The organism is Acidithiobacillus sp. HP-2 (genome assembly GCF_015100155.1).
GTDB lineage: Bacteria > Pseudomonadota > Gammaproteobacteria > Acidithiobacillales > Acidithiobacillaceae > Acidithiobacillus.
The window spans coordinates 47,304-64,139 of sequence record NZ_JACKZA010000003.1 but is presented as its reverse complement, the minus strand read 5'-3'; the positions used below and the strand labels follow the sequence as shown (position 1 = coordinate 64,139).

General features: G+C 54.3%; 16 protein-coding genes. 5 read left to right on the top strand and 11 right to left on the bottom strand.

The window, feature by feature from the left end; translation table 11 throughout:
• The first annotated feature begins 100 nt into the window (after nt 1-100).
• From H7F11_RS02905 to H7F11_RS02885, 5 genes are all read left to right on the top strand, one after another.
• Nucleotides 101-832, top strand: coding sequence for a ComF family protein (locus tag H7F11_RS02905; protein WP_319803334.1), 732 nt, complete (start codon nt 101-103; stop codon nt 830-832).
• On the top strand, nt 825-1,301 hold the full coding sequence (gene trmL / locus H7F11_RS02900) for a tRNA (uridine(34)/cytosine(34)/5-carboxymethylaminomethyluridine(34)-2'-O)-methyltransferase TrmL (protein WP_193649778.1): 477 nt from the start codon (nt 825-827) through the stop codon (nt 1,299-1,301). The genes H7F11_RS02905 and trmL overlap by 8 nt, the downstream gene beginning before the upstream one ends.
• A complete protein-coding gene (locus H7F11_RS02895) occupies nt 1,298-2,401 on the top strand; it encodes an AbrB family transcriptional regulator (protein ID WP_193649777.1) in 1,104 nt (367 codons plus the stop codon). Before trmL ends, H7F11_RS02895 begins: the two co-directional genes overlap by 4 nt.
• 93 nt (nt 2,402-2,494) lie before the next feature.
• Nucleotides 2,495-4,603 (top strand): 5-histidylcysteine sulfoxide synthase, encoded by a 2,109-nt coding sequence (gene ovoA, locus H7F11_RS02890; RefSeq protein ID WP_193649776.1) that lies wholly within the window; start codon nt 2,495-2,497, stop codon nt 4,601-4,603.
• A complete protein-coding gene (locus H7F11_RS02885; RefSeq protein ID WP_193649775.1) occupies nt 4,600-5,802 on the top strand; it encodes a MalY/PatB family protein in 1,203 nt (400 codons plus the stop codon). The genes ovoA and H7F11_RS02885 overlap by 4 nt, the downstream gene beginning before the upstream one ends.
• On the opposite strand, the gene waaA is transcribed toward H7F11_RS02885, so the two are convergent.
• From waaA to argJ, 11 genes are read right to left on the bottom strand one after another with little or no spacing between them, the layout of a single operon-like run.
• Nucleotides 5,799-7,055 carry a lipid IV(A) 3-deoxy-D-manno-octulosonic acid transferase gene (gene waaA, locus H7F11_RS02880; RefSeq protein WP_193649774.1) on the bottom strand — a complete coding sequence of 419 codons (1,257 nt, stop codon included), beginning with the start codon at nt 7,053-7,055 and terminating at the stop codon, nt 5,799-5,801. The genes H7F11_RS02885 and waaA overlap by 4 nt on opposite strands.
• Nucleotides 7,052-7,732 carry a protein tyrosine phosphatase gene (locus tag H7F11_RS02875; RefSeq protein WP_193649773.1) on the bottom strand — a complete coding sequence of 227 codons (681 nt, stop codon included), beginning with the start codon at nt 7,730-7,732 and terminating at the stop codon, nt 7,052-7,054. Before H7F11_RS02875 ends, waaA begins: the two co-directional genes overlap by 4 nt.
• Nucleotides 7,729-8,790 (bottom strand): lipopolysaccharide heptosyltransferase I, encoded by a 1,062-nt coding sequence (gene waaC / locus H7F11_RS02870; protein WP_193649772.1) that lies wholly within the window; start codon nt 8,788-8,790, stop codon nt 7,729-7,731. The genes H7F11_RS02875 and waaC overlap by 4 nt, the downstream gene beginning before the upstream one ends.
• Nucleotides 8,787-9,542, bottom strand: coding sequence for a glycosyltransferase family 2 protein (locus tag H7F11_RS02865; protein WP_319803335.1), 756 nt, complete (start codon nt 9,540-9,542; stop codon nt 8,787-8,789). Before H7F11_RS02865 ends, waaC begins: the two co-directional genes overlap by 4 nt.
• An 11-nt stretch (nt 9,543-9,553) precedes the next feature.
• A complete protein-coding gene (locus H7F11_RS02860; RefSeq protein WP_193649771.1) occupies nt 9,554-10,744 on the bottom strand; it encodes an O-antigen ligase family protein in 1,191 nt (396 codons plus the stop codon).
• Complete coding sequence (locus H7F11_RS02855; protein ID WP_193649770.1) at nt 10,741-11,835, bottom strand: glycosyltransferase family 9 protein; 1,095 nt, start codon at nt 11,833-11,835, stop codon at nt 10,741-10,743. Before H7F11_RS02855 ends, H7F11_RS02860 begins: the two co-directional genes overlap by 4 nt.
• Before the next feature lie 22 nt (nt 11,836-11,857).
• Nucleotides 11,858-12,937 (bottom strand): glycosyltransferase family 4 protein, encoded by a 1,080-nt coding sequence (locus H7F11_RS02850; protein ID WP_193649769.1) that lies wholly within the window; start codon nt 12,935-12,937, stop codon nt 11,858-11,860.
• Nucleotides 12,934-13,650, bottom strand: a complete 717-nt coding sequence (locus H7F11_RS02845) for a polysaccharide deacetylase family protein (protein ID WP_193649768.1) — start codon at nt 13,648-13,650, stop codon at nt 12,934-12,936. Before H7F11_RS02845 ends, H7F11_RS02850 begins: the two co-directional genes overlap by 4 nt.
• Entirely contained in the window at nt 13,650-14,618 is a 969-nt protein-coding gene (locus tag H7F11_RS02840) for a glycosyltransferase family 2 protein (RefSeq protein ID WP_193649767.1), read from the bottom strand. Before H7F11_RS02840 ends, H7F11_RS02845 begins: the two co-directional genes overlap by 1 nt.
• Nucleotides 14,619-15,608 (bottom strand): Nudix family hydrolase, encoded by a 990-nt coding sequence (locus tag H7F11_RS02835; RefSeq protein WP_193649766.1) that lies wholly within the window; start codon nt 15,606-15,608, stop codon nt 14,619-14,621.
• A complete protein-coding gene (gene argJ / locus H7F11_RS02830; protein WP_193649765.1) occupies nt 15,608-16,834 on the bottom strand; it encodes a bifunctional glutamate N-acetyltransferase/amino-acid acetyltransferase ArgJ in 1,227 nt (408 codons plus the stop codon). The genes H7F11_RS02835 and argJ overlap by 1 nt, the downstream gene beginning before the upstream one ends.
• Nucleotides 16,835-16,836 lie beyond the last annotated feature (2 nt).

Below are 16,836 nucleotides of genomic sequence, written 5' to 3'. Positions count from 1 at the left end.
CTTCTTATAAGGACGGGTATCTACCTTGTCAATGTCAGCCCGAAGCGCCAGAATCCATAAACTACAGCCTCCCACTTTCGCAAAAGGTGTACGGATTCCCTTGCCTCGCTTCTCGCTGCAACAGCTTTACCAAAGCAGACGAAAACTCACTCAGTGGCTTTTCCCGGAACATTGTCGCGCCTGTGGCGTGGTCGGTGCCGCCCTCTGCGAGGCCTGTGCCCAGGATTGGCCTCGCCTGCCAGAAAACCGTTGCAGTTATTGTGCATTGCCGCTCCAGGCCAACGGTGACTGCCCAGTATGTTCTGTAGAAGCGCCCCAGTACGATCATGTCTACACGCCTTTTGTGTATGCCGAACCACTGAATGCTGCCATTCTCGCCTGGAAATTCCACCAGCGTCTGGACTGGACTCGGGCCTTGGCGACGACCTGGGCAGACAGTTGGGGAGCGCAGCCACCTTCTCATCCCGCATGCTTGCTACCCGTGCCCCTGCACCCCAAACGACTGCGCGAGCGCGGCTACAATCAGGCGCTGCTGCTGGCCCGCTATTGGGGAAAACGCTGGCGTATTCCGGTAAAGGTTGGCGTGTTACGACGCTGTCGGAATACCCGTCACCAGACCGGACTGAGTGCGGCCGCCCGACGCGATAATCTGGATTCTGCCTTCACCCTGCGGGGCAAATTGCCCGACCATGTGGCCATTATCGATGATGTGATGACGACGGGAACAACAGCGGGGCAAATTGCCGAGTTATTGAAAAGTGTGGGTGTGCAGCGTATTGATGTCTGGGTTCTGGCCCGCGCCCTGCGCGAAACGGTCCCTGCCCATGCCTGACGTTTTTTTGCACGTCATCCTTTATGAGCCGGAAATCCCGCCCAATACCGGCAATGTTATCCGGCTCTGCGCCAACACCGGCGCGCGCCTGCATCTGGTAGAGCCCTTGGGCTTTGCCTGGGATGATCGTCGCCTGCGCCGTGCGGGACTGGATTATCATGAATTTGCAGAGGTGCTGCGGCATCCGGATTGGCAACATTGCCTGAACGCGCTGCATGGAGCACGTATTTTTGCATTCAGTACCAAAGGAAAAAACCTGTATCAGCAAGTAGCTTTTCAGGAAGGCGATGCCCTGCTGTTCGGACCGGAAACGCGTGGTCTGCCCACACCAATTCTGGAGAGTCTTCCCACCAGTCAAGTATTGCGTTTACCCATGCGTCCGGGACAGCGTAGCCTGAATCTTTCCAATGCCTGTGCTGTTGGGGTATTTGAAGCATGGCGGCAATTGGGATTCAAGGGCGGCGTTTGAAAACCAAACCCGGGGAGCACACGTTTCTGGCACAACTTACGGGCGCTGTTTCCGGCATAACGGGACGTTGGATATTACTGCTTGTGGGCAGTGTCCTGCTGAGCGTTTTATTCCGCTTCTGGCAGATTCCCGCCGCAGCCCTGTTTGCCGGTGTTGTTACTGGAATCGCCGTCAACAGTCTCGGGAACCTGGCTTATCCCCGTCATTTTTCCCGAGCCGGACAAGCCATACTGGGCATGGCTATTGGTTTGATGTTTACGACTGCTGCGCTGGAGGCCATTTCCGCCCATCTGCTACCCATATTGCTGGTAACGGCTGGCACCCTGATTTTGAGCCTGGCTTCTGGTTTGCTCTTCAGCCGCTGGACGCAGATCAAAGCCAGTACCGGTCTGCTGTCCATGACTGCAGGAGGGGCAGCCGGGATTACCGCCATTGCCCAGGAATTCGAGGCCGATGTAGGGCTGGTGGCGATCATGCAATACCTGCGCGTCATTCTGGTCATGATCAGTCTGCCTCTGGTGGTTCTCTTTGTATTTCACAATCACAACGCAAATACGGCGACTTTGGCGGACGCGCATTTACCCGCATCCTGGGCAGGAAGCCTCCTGTTGCTGCTGCCGGGGGCCCCTTTTGGAATCTGGTTGGCGCGAAAAATCCACATCACCGCGCCCTATTTGTTGGGGCCTTTACTGATCACCCTCCTGCTGACCTTGTTTCACGTCCATCCAACCCGGGCGCTTCCTGGTCCGCTTCTGGAAGCTGCCTATTTGCTGATTGGCTGGCAGGCCGGGCTGCAATTGTCCATAAGCCGCCTTCGTCTGCACTTACGCCTGATTCCCCGTGCTTTGCTCATTATTCTCGTTCTGAACCTGTGCTGCGCCCTGCTCGGTGTTCTCCTGGCGCATCTGGTCGGCGTCAGTGATCTGGATGGTTATCTGGCGACCGCACCCGGTGCCCTGTATGCAGCGGTTGCCGTCAGCATGGCAGCTCACGGTAATGTCCTTTTTGTCCTCGGTGCTCACCTCATTCGCTTGTTGATGATGCTGCTGATCATGCCGCCGCTGGCGCGCAAATTGCTCGACCCTGCGCGCGACACCTGAGCCTGCTTGCAGGCCCTTCCCAAGCATCCGACCGGACGGTATCTTGTGTTAGACTAGGGATGACAAACAGAAATGACTTACAAAGGAGCAATCATGGCGCGTACACGCATTACTCCACTTCGTCTGGACGGTGAGAATGCTGAACAAAAACGGGAAGAAATTCGCAGGGTTTTCCATGAAACCTTCTCCTTGTATGAATCCTTGTTTGATCACTTGCAGGACTCTGCTGCCTGGGTGGAAAAAGCCATTCCTCTGCGGCATCCCCTGATATTTTACTTCGGGCATACCGCTACTTTTTATGTGAACAAATTGCAATTTGCGGGACTGATTGAAGCCCGTCTCGACCCGCATCTGGAATCCGTATTTGCCGTCGGCGTTGATGAAATGTCCTGGGATGATCTGGACGAAACCCATTATGACTGGCCTACCCCTGAAACCGTCCGCCTTTATCGCCAGGAGGTACGGAATATGGTGGACAGGCTCATTTCGGAGTTACCCCTGACCCTCCCCATTACCTGGGATTCACCCTGGTGGGTCATCCTGATGGGCATCGAACACGAAAACATCCATCTGGAAACCAGCTCGGTCCTGATGCGCCAGTTGCCACTTTCCCGGGTCCGCCCGGTAGCCGCCTTTGCACCCTGGGATCAGGCTGGCAAGGCCCCGGAAAATGCTCTGCTGCCCGTGCCCGGGGGTCTCGTTGCGCTGGGCAAGGCAAAAGATGACTGCCAATATGGCTGGGACAACGAGTATGGGAACCATCAACATGAACTGCACCCTTTTGCCGCCGCCAGATTTCTGGTCAGTAACCAGGAGTTTCTTGCCTTTGTCGAAGACGGTGGTTACCACAATCCCGACTGGTGGGATGAAGAGGGTGATGGCTGGCGGCGCTTCAGTCGCGCTGAACATCCGCCATTTTGGGTGCCCGATGCTGAAGGATGGCGCTTGCGTCTGATTGCCGAAGAGCGAGCCATGCCCTGGAACTGGCCAGTTGAGGTGAATGCCCTGGAGGCAGCCGCTTTTTGTCGCTGGAAATCGACCCAACCCGGTGAAAACCTGCGTCTTCCCAGTGAGGACGAATGGCGCCATCTGCGCAATCTCAGTGCATTGAGTGACAGCGATGGCTGGGAAGATGCAGTCCCCGCCAATATTGGCTTGAGTGTCGGCTGCTCCCCCTGTCCGGTGGACGCATTTCCTCAGGGTGATTTTTACGATTTGATAGGCAACGTCTGGGAGTGGACCAGTACACCGATTTATCCTTTTCCGGGCTTTGAAGTCCATCCGGTGTACGACGATTTTACGGTGCCGACTTTTGATCAGCAGCATAATCTGATGAAAGGGGGATCATTTATCAGCCTTGGTAACGAAATGCAGCAGGAAGCACGCTATGCCTTTCGTCGGCATTTTTTTCAGCATGCCGGATTCCGTTATGTCACCTCAACCAACACCGTTCCTGAAGTACCCATTTATGAAAGCGACGCACTGGTCTCCCAGTATGCGGAATTTCACTATGGACGCAGCTATTATGAAGTCCCTAACTTTGCGGCTGCGGTCGCTGAACTGGCGCTTCGAGCCATGGCGGGTAAACCTTTGCGCCGGGCCTTGGATATTGGCTGCGCGGTGGGGCGGAGCAGCTTTGAACTGGCAAAACACTGCCCGGATGTGACCGGACTGGATTTCTCGGCGCGCTTTATCAGTGTCGGTGTACAACTTCGTGAGCGCGGACATTTTTCCTACACACGGGTCGAAGAAGGCGATTTGCGGAGTTATCAAAGCATCGACCTGGCAACCCTGGGTTTGCGGGAAAGTGCTGATCATGTCCATTTTTTTCAGGCCGACGCCTGCAATCTCAAACCATTGTATCGGGACTATGATCTGGTGGTCGCGGCCAATCTCATTGATCGCCTGCATCATCCCCGCAAATTTCTGGAGGATATGCGTGAGCGCATTGTACCGGGCGGCATCCTGCTCATCACCTCACCTTACACCTGGCTGGAAGAATATACCGCACGCAGCGAGTGGCTCGGTGGCTACAAAAAAGATGGTGAAAATCTCAGCACCCTGGAAGCACTCAAGGAAATCCTGTCGCCCTATTTCCGGCTTCGGGAAGAAAGCCCGCTGGATATTCCCTTTGTCATCCGCGAAACCGCGCGCAAATATCAGCACAGTATCGCGCAAGCCACCCTCTGGGAACGCCTATGAAAAATCATGGAAATTCAGTCTCGCCATTTGATGCCGTTATTCCGCGCATGGGCACCGGTTCCATAAAATGGGATGAAGCAGCGCATCGCTTCGGCGGCGATGTTTTGCCCATGTGGGTTGCCGATATGGATTTTGCAGTTCCCGACCCTATCATCCAGGACTTGCGAAAACGTCTGGAGCACCCGATTTTTGGGTACCCCAGTGACGGGCCGGCCATGTTACGTGCGGCTGACGAATGGATGGCTGCGCGTCATGGCTGGCGCCCGGAACCCGGCGCGACAGGAAGCATCAGCGGAGTGGTACCGGCCTTATTTGCAGCCGTGCGGGCATTTACTCAACCAGGCGACACCGTCATGGTTATGCCGCCCATCTATCCTCCCTTTATGAACGCCGTGCGGAAAAATAATCGGGAGCTGCTCCTCGTGCCCTTACAAAGGGAAACGGATCTTACTTACCGTATCGACTGGCAGGCCCTGGAAAAGGCCTTAAGCCGATCCCGCCTGCTGTTGTTCTGTTCGCCGCACAACCCGGTGGGACGAGTCTGGACGGAAGAAGAACTTCAGCGTCTGGCCCGGCTTTGTAAGGCGGCCGACTGCGTGGTAGTCAGCGATGAAATTCACGCCGACCTCAGTTATGCGCAACACACTCCTTTTGCAAAGCTTGCAGCCCGATCTGTATTACTGAGTTCGGCGGGCAAGAGTTTCAACATTGCCGGCATTGGCGGCGGAATTGCCATTATTCCGGACAGCGAATTACGCCAGACTTTTCGGGATGAGCTGTATCGCAGCCAGATTCATCAGACCAATGCCTGCGCCCTGACGGCCATGACCAGTGCCTGGCAGCAGGGTGCAGAATGGCAGACGGCGTTGCGGGAATACCTGTTGGCCAATGCACAATTCATTCAGGAATTCCTGCGCCGGGAACTAGCGGAAGTCGGTTACCGCATTCCGGAATTCGGTTATCTGGCCTGGCTCGATGTGGGGGCTTATGGCGACGACGATCACATTCAGAAAAGCCTGCTCAAGGCCGGACTCGGGCTCAATCTTGGACCCAGTTTCGGGCCGGGCGGAGAGGGTTTTGTACGTCTGAATTTTGCAGCACCCCGCAGTGTCCTGGAGGAAGGATTATTGCGTTTGCGGAGCGCTCTGTGGCGCGGGCCAAAGTCGCCGCAAAGCCTTCCGGTCCGCTGCCAGCTCTAGGACAAATCCAGTTCTTCCAGAAGCTGCATGACCTTTTCCAGAGAACCGCGCTGCTTTTGTACAAGGGCCAAAGCTCTTTTTCCCTGTTCCTGGGCATCCTCGGGTTGGCGCAGCCAGTGCTCCAACCGGGCCTCCAGGGCTTCAGCATCATCAGCCTGAACGGCAGCTTCAGCAGTCAGCATATCCCGCGCAATACTCCGAAAATTTTCCATGTGTGGACCAAAAATAATGGGGCAGGACAATACCGCCGCCTCTAACGGATTATGTCCACCCACAGGGACAAAGCTGCCGCCGACCGTCACCAGATCCGCTGCTGCATAAAAATCCATCACTTCTCCCAAGGTATCGACCAGCAAGACGTTTTTACTTTCAACTTCAACATCCCGGGAGCGCAGCGCAAACCCTATCCCGGCCGCTTGCAGCTCCGCCTCTATGGCATCGCATCGGCTGGGATGCCGGGGAATCAGCACCAGCAAAAGGTGGGGCCAATGCACGCGTAAATGTTCGAGTACCGCTATTGCTATTTTTTCCTCACCGGCATGGGTGGAGGCAAACACCCAAACCTGCCGGGTGGCCAGATGTTGCCGCCAGATGCGTCCCTTTTCCAGGGCATCCACAGGTTCAGGAAGATCGTACTTAATATTTTCGATGACCAGGACCCGGGAAGCGCCCAGACTCTTGAAAGCCTCGGCATCCTCGGGACTTTGTGCCGCCACCGCCGTCATGGCGGCCAGCGCCGGGCGAAACAAACCCGAAAAACGTCCATATCCCCGCAGCGAACGCGGCGACAAGCGCGCATTGATCAATAATAGCGGGATGGAAAACCGGGCCGTCCAATAGCATAAATTCGGCCAGATTTCCGTTTCCATAATCAGACAAAGGCGCGGCTGCTGACGCTTCAAAAACCGTCTTACAGCTACCGAAGTGTCATAGGGCATATAGTGTTGGCGCACTGCCGAACCCAGACGCTGAGCGATGATGGCAGCACCCGTTGGGGTTGTGCTGGTCAGCAGAATGGGAATGTCGGGATAGCGCTTTTGCAGGGCATGCACCAGCGGGATGGCGGCAATCGCTTCTCCGACACTGACTGCATGAATCCATAGGGGACGATCCTGATGCATTTCTCCCCAGCCAAAGCGTTCCCGCCATCTTTCCCGGTAAGGCGGGCGACGCCAGCCGCGCCACAAGGTGAAAATCAACAGGAACGGACTGAAAAGACCGAGTAATCCCGCGTAAATACGGCGATTCATCATTCGCGACGCAACAGACGATCGGTCAGCCAATCTAGACGATACCAGGGGCGGAAACTCTTCAATAGCGCATCACGGTCATAATCGCGCTCTACCCAATGGCGCAGGGTCAGTCCCGGTTCATTGCCAAGAGCCTGTCGATAACTCGCGAAAAACCAGTCAAGAATCCCGGTATTGGCATGACGGATATGACCGAACGGCCACAGTCGCAATTGTCTCTGAGCTTCCGCAATGGGTTGCTGCAAGACCAAGTGCATGTATAGAACGCTCAAGAACCCGGCCCGATCTGCCCCCGATTTGCAGTGCAACAAAAAAGGCTTAGGGAGCTCTGTCAATAAATCCATGGCCGCCAGCAAACGCTCTTTTTCGGGTAAATCACGGGAACCGAAACCATGCAGAACAATATGCTGCATTCCGGTAGCGTCACAAATTTCCTGTTCCAGACGGTAATGGGGTTCCCGAGGCGCTGGGGCCCGCAGGTTCAGCACCGCCCGGAGAGCATGGCGCTTATGCCAGAGCCGCAACTGCCTGGGCGAAGGTTGTGCCGAACGAAATACACCCGGTGCCATTTCATGGAAATTGGCATAAAACCATTCCCGAAAGATGCCGTGATCTGTCCAGAATTGATGGCGACGATAGCGACGACGCTCTTCCGGCAAAAGCCTGAGGGACGGATTCATGAATCGGACGACTCCAGCAAGGAAGATAAAGCGGCCCAGACCCGATCAGGCTCCAGCGCCTCCTGACAAAGTATCCGGCCATTTTGCGCCTCGGGCAACGGACAGCGGGTTTTGCCGCAGGGGGCGCAGGATTGTGGACTTTGGAGATTGATCTGTTGCTCACCTCCATGGGCTAACTGTTCTACAGATGTAGGTCCATACAGTGTGACTCCAGCCAACCCCAGCGCACTGCCCAGATAAGACAGCCCGGTATCCATCCCGACAAAAGCCTGCGCTCTGCTCATGACCATAGCCAGAGTTTCCAGATTCAGGCGCGGAAGCGCTATAGCATTATCAGCACCCGACTGAATGCTAGCCACCCGCAGGCGCTCGCGTTCGTCCGCTGCGGGTAGCACCAAATTCAAGCCATTTACGCGCATACGAGAAGCCAATGCCCTCCAGTGCCGTTCCGGCCACTCCTTGGTTTTCCAGGCGGCAGAAGTCGCGTGAAAACCTATGACAAAAGGCTTTCTGAGCCGTTGCGTCAGCGGACCATCCAACGACTGATACTGCCATTGCCTGCGAAGATAAGCCAAAGCAAAGTCCGGTGGCGTATCCGGAAGCGGATATTGCAACGCCGCCGAGAACAGCTGGCGATTGCGCGCAATGGCAGGACTGGACCAGGGAACCGTAAAGCGCTGTTGATACAAGCGGGAAGCCCCAGGCTCTCTGGCACTGTCCGCCGCCAGTCCCAAAACCGGAGCACCCGCCAACCGGGCCAGCAATGCACTTTTATAGAGCCCCTGACTATCCAGCACCGCATCATATTGATTCGAAAGCAATATGTTACGGAGCTGGCGCAGTGCGGCAGGAAAAGTAAGTGGTGTTTTTTTCAGGGCTCGCAGAGAAAAAGGAATGGCATTTTTGACTTTCGGATGCCAGGCAACAACTGGAGCGAAAGCAGGCTCCACCAACCAGTCCACTTCCACATCAGGACAATGCACCGCCAAATCGGACATGGCCGGCAAAGTATGCAGCACATCCCCCAAAGAACTGAGGCGCAGCAGCAGCAATTTCACGAATTTTCCTTGTCCTGCAACTGCATTTCACGGGCAATAGCATATTTCATGAAGGCCCCCAAGGCTGTGGTCCAGGCAATGGCGGCACCATCGACACCATCGAGAATGCCTAGGCGCAGGATATAAGCTCTGAAAAAAGTCCAAAATGCATGAGTCGTCGGAGTCCAAGACGATATAGCATGCCCCCTAGACTTTACCAATTGCGCATTCAGTTCTGCATATCGTTGAGTTTTCTCCATCAATTGTACCAAGGAAGCATAGGAGTGATGGGCTAAAGCGTAACCAGGAAGATTTCCTGTTTTCCCTTCGCAGTGCCAGGACTCATGGACTAAATCGTCGGGATCATAGGCTCCTCGACGACGATCAAAAATACGCAGAGTCTCATCGTGGCGCCAGTCTCCGAAGTTAATTCGCCGACCATGGAATACACTGTAGCGCATCAAAAAATAAGCTGATACAGCGGGCTCTTGCTGCAGTAGTTGCTGAATTTTCTCCCTACCATCGGAGGTCAGCACTTCATCGCTGTCCATCATTAACACCCAGTCATTAATTGCTTGCGCCAAAGCCCAGTTACGCTGTTTCGCGAAGCCTTCCCAAGAATGATTTAAAACTCGTGCGCCAAAGGAATTGGCGATTTCCAGAGTATCATCGCTGGAACCAGAATCGACAACTAGAACTTCTTGCCCTATTCCAGTAATGCTTTGCAAAGAAGCACGTAAAGTACGACTGGAATTATATGTAAGATAGACTATGGATAGCGGGATCAGAGCTCAGCCCTCTCTCGCCTATGCAATGGCAACCCAGCCATGAGGGCTACAGTGATGGCATCTGCATAACCCCAGTTAAGAGAATCAAAAAGGCCGCCCACCAGATAGATAATGAAATAACTCAATGCAAACCATCCCCAAGGAGTATTCCGTGCAAACCAGGCTTCCCGGCCGACAAACCAGATCACCAACAGGAAAAGTATCAAGCCGATACTGCCTTGACTGGCTGCCACACTTAAAAAGCTGTTGGCGGCAGTGTTCATAATGAACCCGCCGTCTCCGGGTATGATGTGAGCGTGCATCAATTGCAATGCTGCAGGATAAAAGTTTCCGGTACCAACACCTACCAAGGGATGATTAAAGAACATTAATAGTCCTGCCCACATGGCCAACAAGCGTAATCCCCAACTGCTACTAATATCATTCTTACCCAGATTGAAGTGCAGCAGTTCCGTAATACCTTGAGAGAAATGAACACGCAGTTCCGGTGTAAATGCTACCACCAGAATCAATGCCAAACCTAAAACTGGAAGCCCCCAACGCCAACGCCCCGGATATAAAATAGCGAGAGCAATCGGAAAGAACAAAACAAATGTCAACTGCCCGGAGCGCGCAGGGGCGATAAAAAGTTGGAGAATGAATAAAAGAAATAAGAGGGTTGTTATCCAGCGAGGGAAACACCATTGGTGTTTCCAGTCATAACTGAGCCAAAAAAGGGCATGGGCAAGGATGAACGACAAAAAAATATGATCGCATAGACCGGTCATAGGCCCGTCCCCATTCGGCCAGGGCAAGAGCTGCAAGGTCATCATGATGGCAATTAGCTCATTCAGTAAAATGCCAAAAAGAAAATAACGAATAACAATCTTTATTGTTGCCTGATTCCAGCTCAGAGTGGCGCCCAAAAAGGCTAACAGGCCATAACCAGTGGCTACGGCTACTTTCTGCCCGAAGAACATGTTAGTTGTCCACGCTAGACCGATGAGAGTCCAAAAGATGAATAAGGCCCACGGCCAAGCCCAACGCCGTAGACCAATCTCTCGCCAGTTTTGCCACTCATTACTGAGTCCATAGACAAGCAGCAACAGTCCCAATGCGATACCTGAACCCGCAGTAGTAATCGGAAACAAAAAGAGGGGAAGTCCATAAAAATGTGGAACCACCCGGGCATGGATCAACCTTTTCATGAGGCCCTCTCGTCCTGGAAATAACGAAACAAACATACACCCAGCTGCTCGATCGTGGGTGCGACCAGTATCTGAATATTTTTTTCACAATGATATGCTGTTGGTTCTTCAAAATTAAACAGCGCAATTGTTGGAATGGCTAAACCGACCGCCATATGGTAGGGCCCAGAATCGCTGGAAATAAAAACCTGGCACGCATTAATTAGTCCGGTAAGTTCAGAGAGAGAAAGCTTACCTGCGAAATCCATGATAGTTCTGGACTCTCCCCAACTCTGGCGATATTGCTCAACGAAGCTTTCATTAATAACTTGTTCTTCTGCAGATCCGCTAAGTAAAATAGTTACATCGTCAGGAAGGTATTGAGGCCCCAAAGATGCAACGAGCAATTCGACAGGTGGTCGTCGAGATTCAGCTCCCTTTGTTCCACAGCCAATATTAAGTCCTAATAACCTACTTGTGCCAAGTTTATTTAATTTATTTACCTGCCAATTTTTCCCTGCATTAGTGCAAACTAGTGATATAGGTTGACCGTGACGGGCCAAACCCAAAGCTGTCAAAGCAACAAAATCTCGCTCGGTATAATCCATCGGCCAAAGGATATTTCTTTCTCGCACATATTCTTTGAAGGAGATACTAGCGCGATCATACAAAAATCCCCGTCCAGGCACTTGAGCCACGCCGATAGTCGCTACGTCATGGAGCTTATATCTCAGAAAGCGGGTCACAAGAGCTGTTTCCAAACCATGAGGTTCATGATCAATAATTAAATCAGGCTGAATCTGCTCGGCAATTTTCCTCAATTCCGGCAACAGACGTCTCCAGGTTCGAGGCCCCACTCCACGCATCCCCCAGAAACGCCCTTCCTGCATAGGCAGAAAATGTGCACTGGAAAGCAGGAAATGTTCACGAATCAACGCTTCACTGGGATATCCTGGCCAGCGCGTTAAAAACAGCAAATGCAACTCGACATCGGGCCAACGTTTTTTGAGGACGGCCCAAGCCGCAGAGCTGCGGAGAATATCACCTATGCCCGCGCTGTGGGATTTGATCAGTAAAATACGCTGGGGATTGGCAGGAATAGCACGCGCCATGTTTAGCCCACAAAACCAGCAATCATTGCTGCAACTCCAGCAAAAAATTGCAGGCAATGTTTTCCGAGGCAAATCCTGTTGCGTAAACAGGTCCTGCATCAGCAGAATTTTCTCGCAACGCCGGATCCGCCAACAAACTCAGCAGAGCATTTTCCCAGCGCAAAACATCTCCAGCCGGCAACAACCAACCTCCCTCACCATCCACAAAACTCTCAGGAATACCCCCTATGTCCGCGCCCAGCACTGGTGTTCCACAGGCCTGGGCCTCCAGGCAAACCCGGCCGAAAGTATCGGGTTCTATGGACGGCAGGGTCAAAGCATCCATCACACTATACCAAGGCATTACCGGATTTTGCCAACCCAGCACATGATGCCAGGGTTTATTGACCAGTCGGGAACGCAATTCTTCCTCGTGCGCCCCACCACCTAACCATAGGCCATGAACATGGGCATTTTGTGCGTGGGCGGCATCAATGGCATCGGCCAACATGAAAACGCCTTTACCCCGATGCCATGCACCCACAAAACCCAAGAGGAAATCCGCATCAGTCAGCCCTAAATCACTTCGCCCATTGTGACGGGCTTCAGCATCCCGATGGAATTCTGCCAGATGGATGGGATTCAGGAGTACTTCTACCCGCTCCGGAGGAATGCCCTGTTCTATCAGACGACGACGCAAGTATTCGGATATGGCGAAAAGCCGCAAGGGCCAGCGCGATAAAAGCCAGCGTGTGCTGGGTCTGAGGCGTAAATCCATATGCCGGAACAATACCAGAGGACAGCCACTCATTCGACTGAGTATGGCGAGTGGCCAGTATTCCTTGCTGAAACTCCCGATCAGCCAATCGGGTTGCACATGACGGATAATTTTCCATAGCTTGCGCATGGCTGGCGCATCGGCACTGTTACGGAACACCCCATAGTGCAACTTGACCAAACTGTCAGACAAAGCCTCGCCAATATGTCCCCGGGGATGCACAAATGCGTGCATGTCCACGCCGACATCCGCCAAAGCCCGACACATGGTGATCATATGGGTTTCTGTCCCTCCCCCCCCCGGATTTGTACCTACCCAGAGCAAACGCCGCCCAGTGGTGCTCAATGCCGATCCTCATACGCTGTCCAGATCTGCATGGGAAATACGTGGGGGCCATGATGTCCGCCAACCATGACTCGGGGAAGGTCAAAAGGGTCCTCCACCCCCGCTCGGGCGCGCCCCCGGCGCACGGTCACGGCCGCCAAATACCCAGCCTGTTTTGCCGCTTTCCGCTCGCGCTGCCCTGCGGCACCGTATGGGTAACAAAATTGCGTGACGGGAACATCCAACAGTCTTTCCAGATCCTGTCGTGAACCGGCCATTTCATTGAGCAGATCCGCTTCCGTCAGATCCGGCAGACGGGGATGATGACGACTATGGGCGCCGACTTCCATCCCGGCTGCTTGCCATTGCCGCAACTCTGTTGCGGACATCAACGGCTTGTGTACGCCCAGTTCTGCCGCATCCCAGGCATTGTCCGCACCCAGGGCCGCGCTGACCATGTAACAGGTCGCCGTAAATCCATAATGCTGCAAAACCGGCAAGGCATTTTCCAGATTATCCCGATAGCCATCATCAAAGGTAATGGCAACCACTTTTCCTTTGGCTTCGCCATGAATATAGGGCAAGGCCGCAGACATGGACAAACCCTGATAACCAAAGCGATGCAGCAATGCCATCTGGCGCCGGAATCGTTCTGGAGAAACGTAAAGACCGCGCAATTTCACCTCTTTGGGTGCGCGGTCAATATTGTGATACATCAAAATAGGAACGGCCATCAGGGTTCGGCACCCGGGTCAAGATGCACCGTATGGCGAATCACATAAGTCTTTTTATCCTGGGATTCATGATATATCCGCGACAACATCTCTCCGACAATACCCGTATTCAAAAACTGCAGTCCTCCCAGAAAAAACAGGACGCCCGCAATGAGCATGGGCCGACCGGAAATCTCTGCGCCTTCGGCGAATTTATCAATAAACAGATAAATCAGCATGCCAGAGCCTACAAACAGCGAAAACAGCCCGACAGTACCAAAAAAATGCATGGGTCGCTGGCTGTAACCCAGAAAAAACTTGACGAACAATAAGTCTACCAGCACCCGAAAAGTTCGGGAAATCCCGTACTTGCTCTTGCCTGCCACACGCGCATGATGACGCACGGGCACTTCCACAATACGATCGGTGTAAGTCAGGGTCGATAACCAGGCCGGAATAAAGCGGTGCATTTCTCCATAAAGACGCACCCCCTTGATCACCGAAGCCCGGTAGGCTTTGAGCGTGCAGCCATAATCATGCAAACGTACCCCCGTAAAGCGGCGAATGAGTCGATTGGCGATACGCGAAGGTATTTTGCGCAAAAACAGACCATCCTGGCGATTTTTGCGCCAACCCGCTACAACATCCAGATTTTCAGCCAGCAAGCGCTCAGCCAAAGGGAGAATATCCTGAGGATCATTTTGCAGGTCCGCATCCAGGGTCACGATGACCTCCCCCTGGGCAGCATCAATTCCCGCCTGCATGGCCGCTGTCTGGCCAAAATTTCTTTGCAGATGAATCATCTTGAAATGGTTTCCGCGTGCTGCGGCTTCCCGGTCCAGGGCCGCCGCACTGCCATCACGACTACCATCATCGACAATGATGATTTCAGCATCTGCTCCCGCCAGCGCCGCACTCAGGGCATCACACAGCGGTGTGACGTTGTCGATTTCGTTGTACAGCGGGATAACGACGGAAATTCGGGGCACTCAGGGTCTCCAATAGCGCAGAAAATCACTGGTGGTAACAAAAGGATCAGGAGCGTCGAGAATTCCCGAGAGGATGGCAACCCCACTGGCCCCGGCAGCCACGGCCGCAGGAACACGCTCTGCCGTTAGCCCACCCAAGGCAATAAGCGGTATGGCCGATATTTCCACCAGTTCGGCAAATGCTTTTTCGCCCAATGGCAGCGTATCCGGATGGGAGCGGGTGGAAAACAATGGGGAAAGCAAGGCATAACGGGCCCCCGCCTGGGCCGCCTGGTGGATTTCCCCGGCATTGTGACAGGAAGCACCAAAGGGCTCCGAAGGGCGCAAGCCAGCTTCCAATTGGGATTGCGTCAAATGCCGACCACTATGCGGCCAGTCCGGCAGAGGTTCAGCATGATTCAGCCAGACCTGCGCACCTGCGGCCAGGGATTCTGCGCAAAGGGATTTCAACAACTTCGCGCGCTCTTCATCCATAGCGCTTTTGCAACGCAGAATCACCCATTGCAGGCCGGCTCTCAGCGCTTCCCGCCAGGCATGAGCGAATGCCTGGGGCTCCACACGGGCCGGATCTACAATCAGGCATAGTGGCGGGTGCGGCAAAGATTCTTCCAGTACGGCTGCCGTCATCCGCAGGTTGGCGGGCAGACACTCCAACGCCGGAATTTCCCAGGGGTACAACCAGCGAATCTGCTGCCCTTCCTTACCATGAGCCGCACCATTCCAGCGTCGCACCCGATAAAAATGCAGGCGCACCGTCCGCTCGGGGTAGGTATAATCCAGGGTCCGGAATGGTTCCGCATCCTGCACCCGGATGCCGATTTCTTCCCATAACTCGCGATGCAGAGCCTCCACGGCTGTTTCTCCGGGATCCACCTTGCCACCGGGAAACTCCCAAAACCCCGGCCAGGGTTTGCCTTCAGGGCGCAGGGAAACAAGCAGACGACCTTTTTCGTCCTCAAGAATGCCCGTGGCTACAGGAACGACGGTCATCAGCTGCGATAATCGGCGTTAATACGCACGTAGTCATAGGATAAATCACAGGTCCAGATCGTCGCGCTCGCCTGCCCGCGACCCAAATCCACCCGCACCGGAATTTCCGCCTCGGCCATCACCGCCTGCCCGGCAGCCTCGCTGTAATCAGGGTCTCGGGCACCATCCCGGACAATACGCGTTTCCCCCAGGCTGACCTGAACCTTATCCACTTCCAGATCATCGACCCCGGCCGAACCAATGGCGGCCAGCAAGCGCCCCCAGTTGGGGTCTGAAGCAAAAAAGGCCGTCTTGATCAGAGGACTGTGCGCCATGCGATAAGCCACCTGCAGACATTCCTCCTCATTGCGCCCCCCTGCAATGTGGATAGGAATAAATTTGCTGGCTCCCTCGCCATCCCGAACAATGGCCTGGGCCAAAAATTGCGCCACCTCGGTGATCGCTGCACAGAGCGGCGCATAGCGCGGATCTTCGGCACTGCTGATGGGCTCAGCGGCAATTTTGCCCGTCGCCATCAACATACAGGCGTCATTGGTAGAAGTGTCTCCATCTACCGTAATCCGATTGAACGATTGCGCCATGGCGTCCTGCAGACACTGCTGCAAGGCTTCTCCCTGCAGGGGGGCATCGGTAGCCAGATAGGCCAGCATGGTCGCCATATCTGGACGAATCATGCCAGAACCCTTGGCCATGCCCGTTACCGTTACCCGCTCACCATCCAGTTCAAGCTGCCGCGAGCAGGCCTTGGGGATAGTATCGGTAGTCATGATGGCAGCGGCAGCCATTTCCCAATGATTTTCATCGAGATGTATTTTCAAGGCGGGAAGCGCAGCAGAGATTTTTCCGGCCAGATCTACCGGTTCACCTATCACCCCGGTGGAAAAGGGCAGCACCGACTCGCAAGGACAATCCAAAGCGACAGCAACAACCCGGCAGGAATCTTCTGCCGCCTGCAAGCCTGCAGCCCCCGTACCCGCATTGGCATTACCCGTATTGATGACCAGCGCCCGGATGGAGGTTCCCGAGGACAAATGCCGCTGGGCCACCAATACCGGCGCCGCCGAGAAGCGGTTCCGCGTAAACACTCCCGCTACCTGAGTGCCTTCATCCACAGCAATCAGGGTGAGGTCACGGCGTCCGGCATAGCGGATGCCCGCTTCGGTGACCGCCAGCCGCAAACCGGCTACAGGCAGCAAATCGTGGGGAGGAAGAAGGCCAACAGCCATAG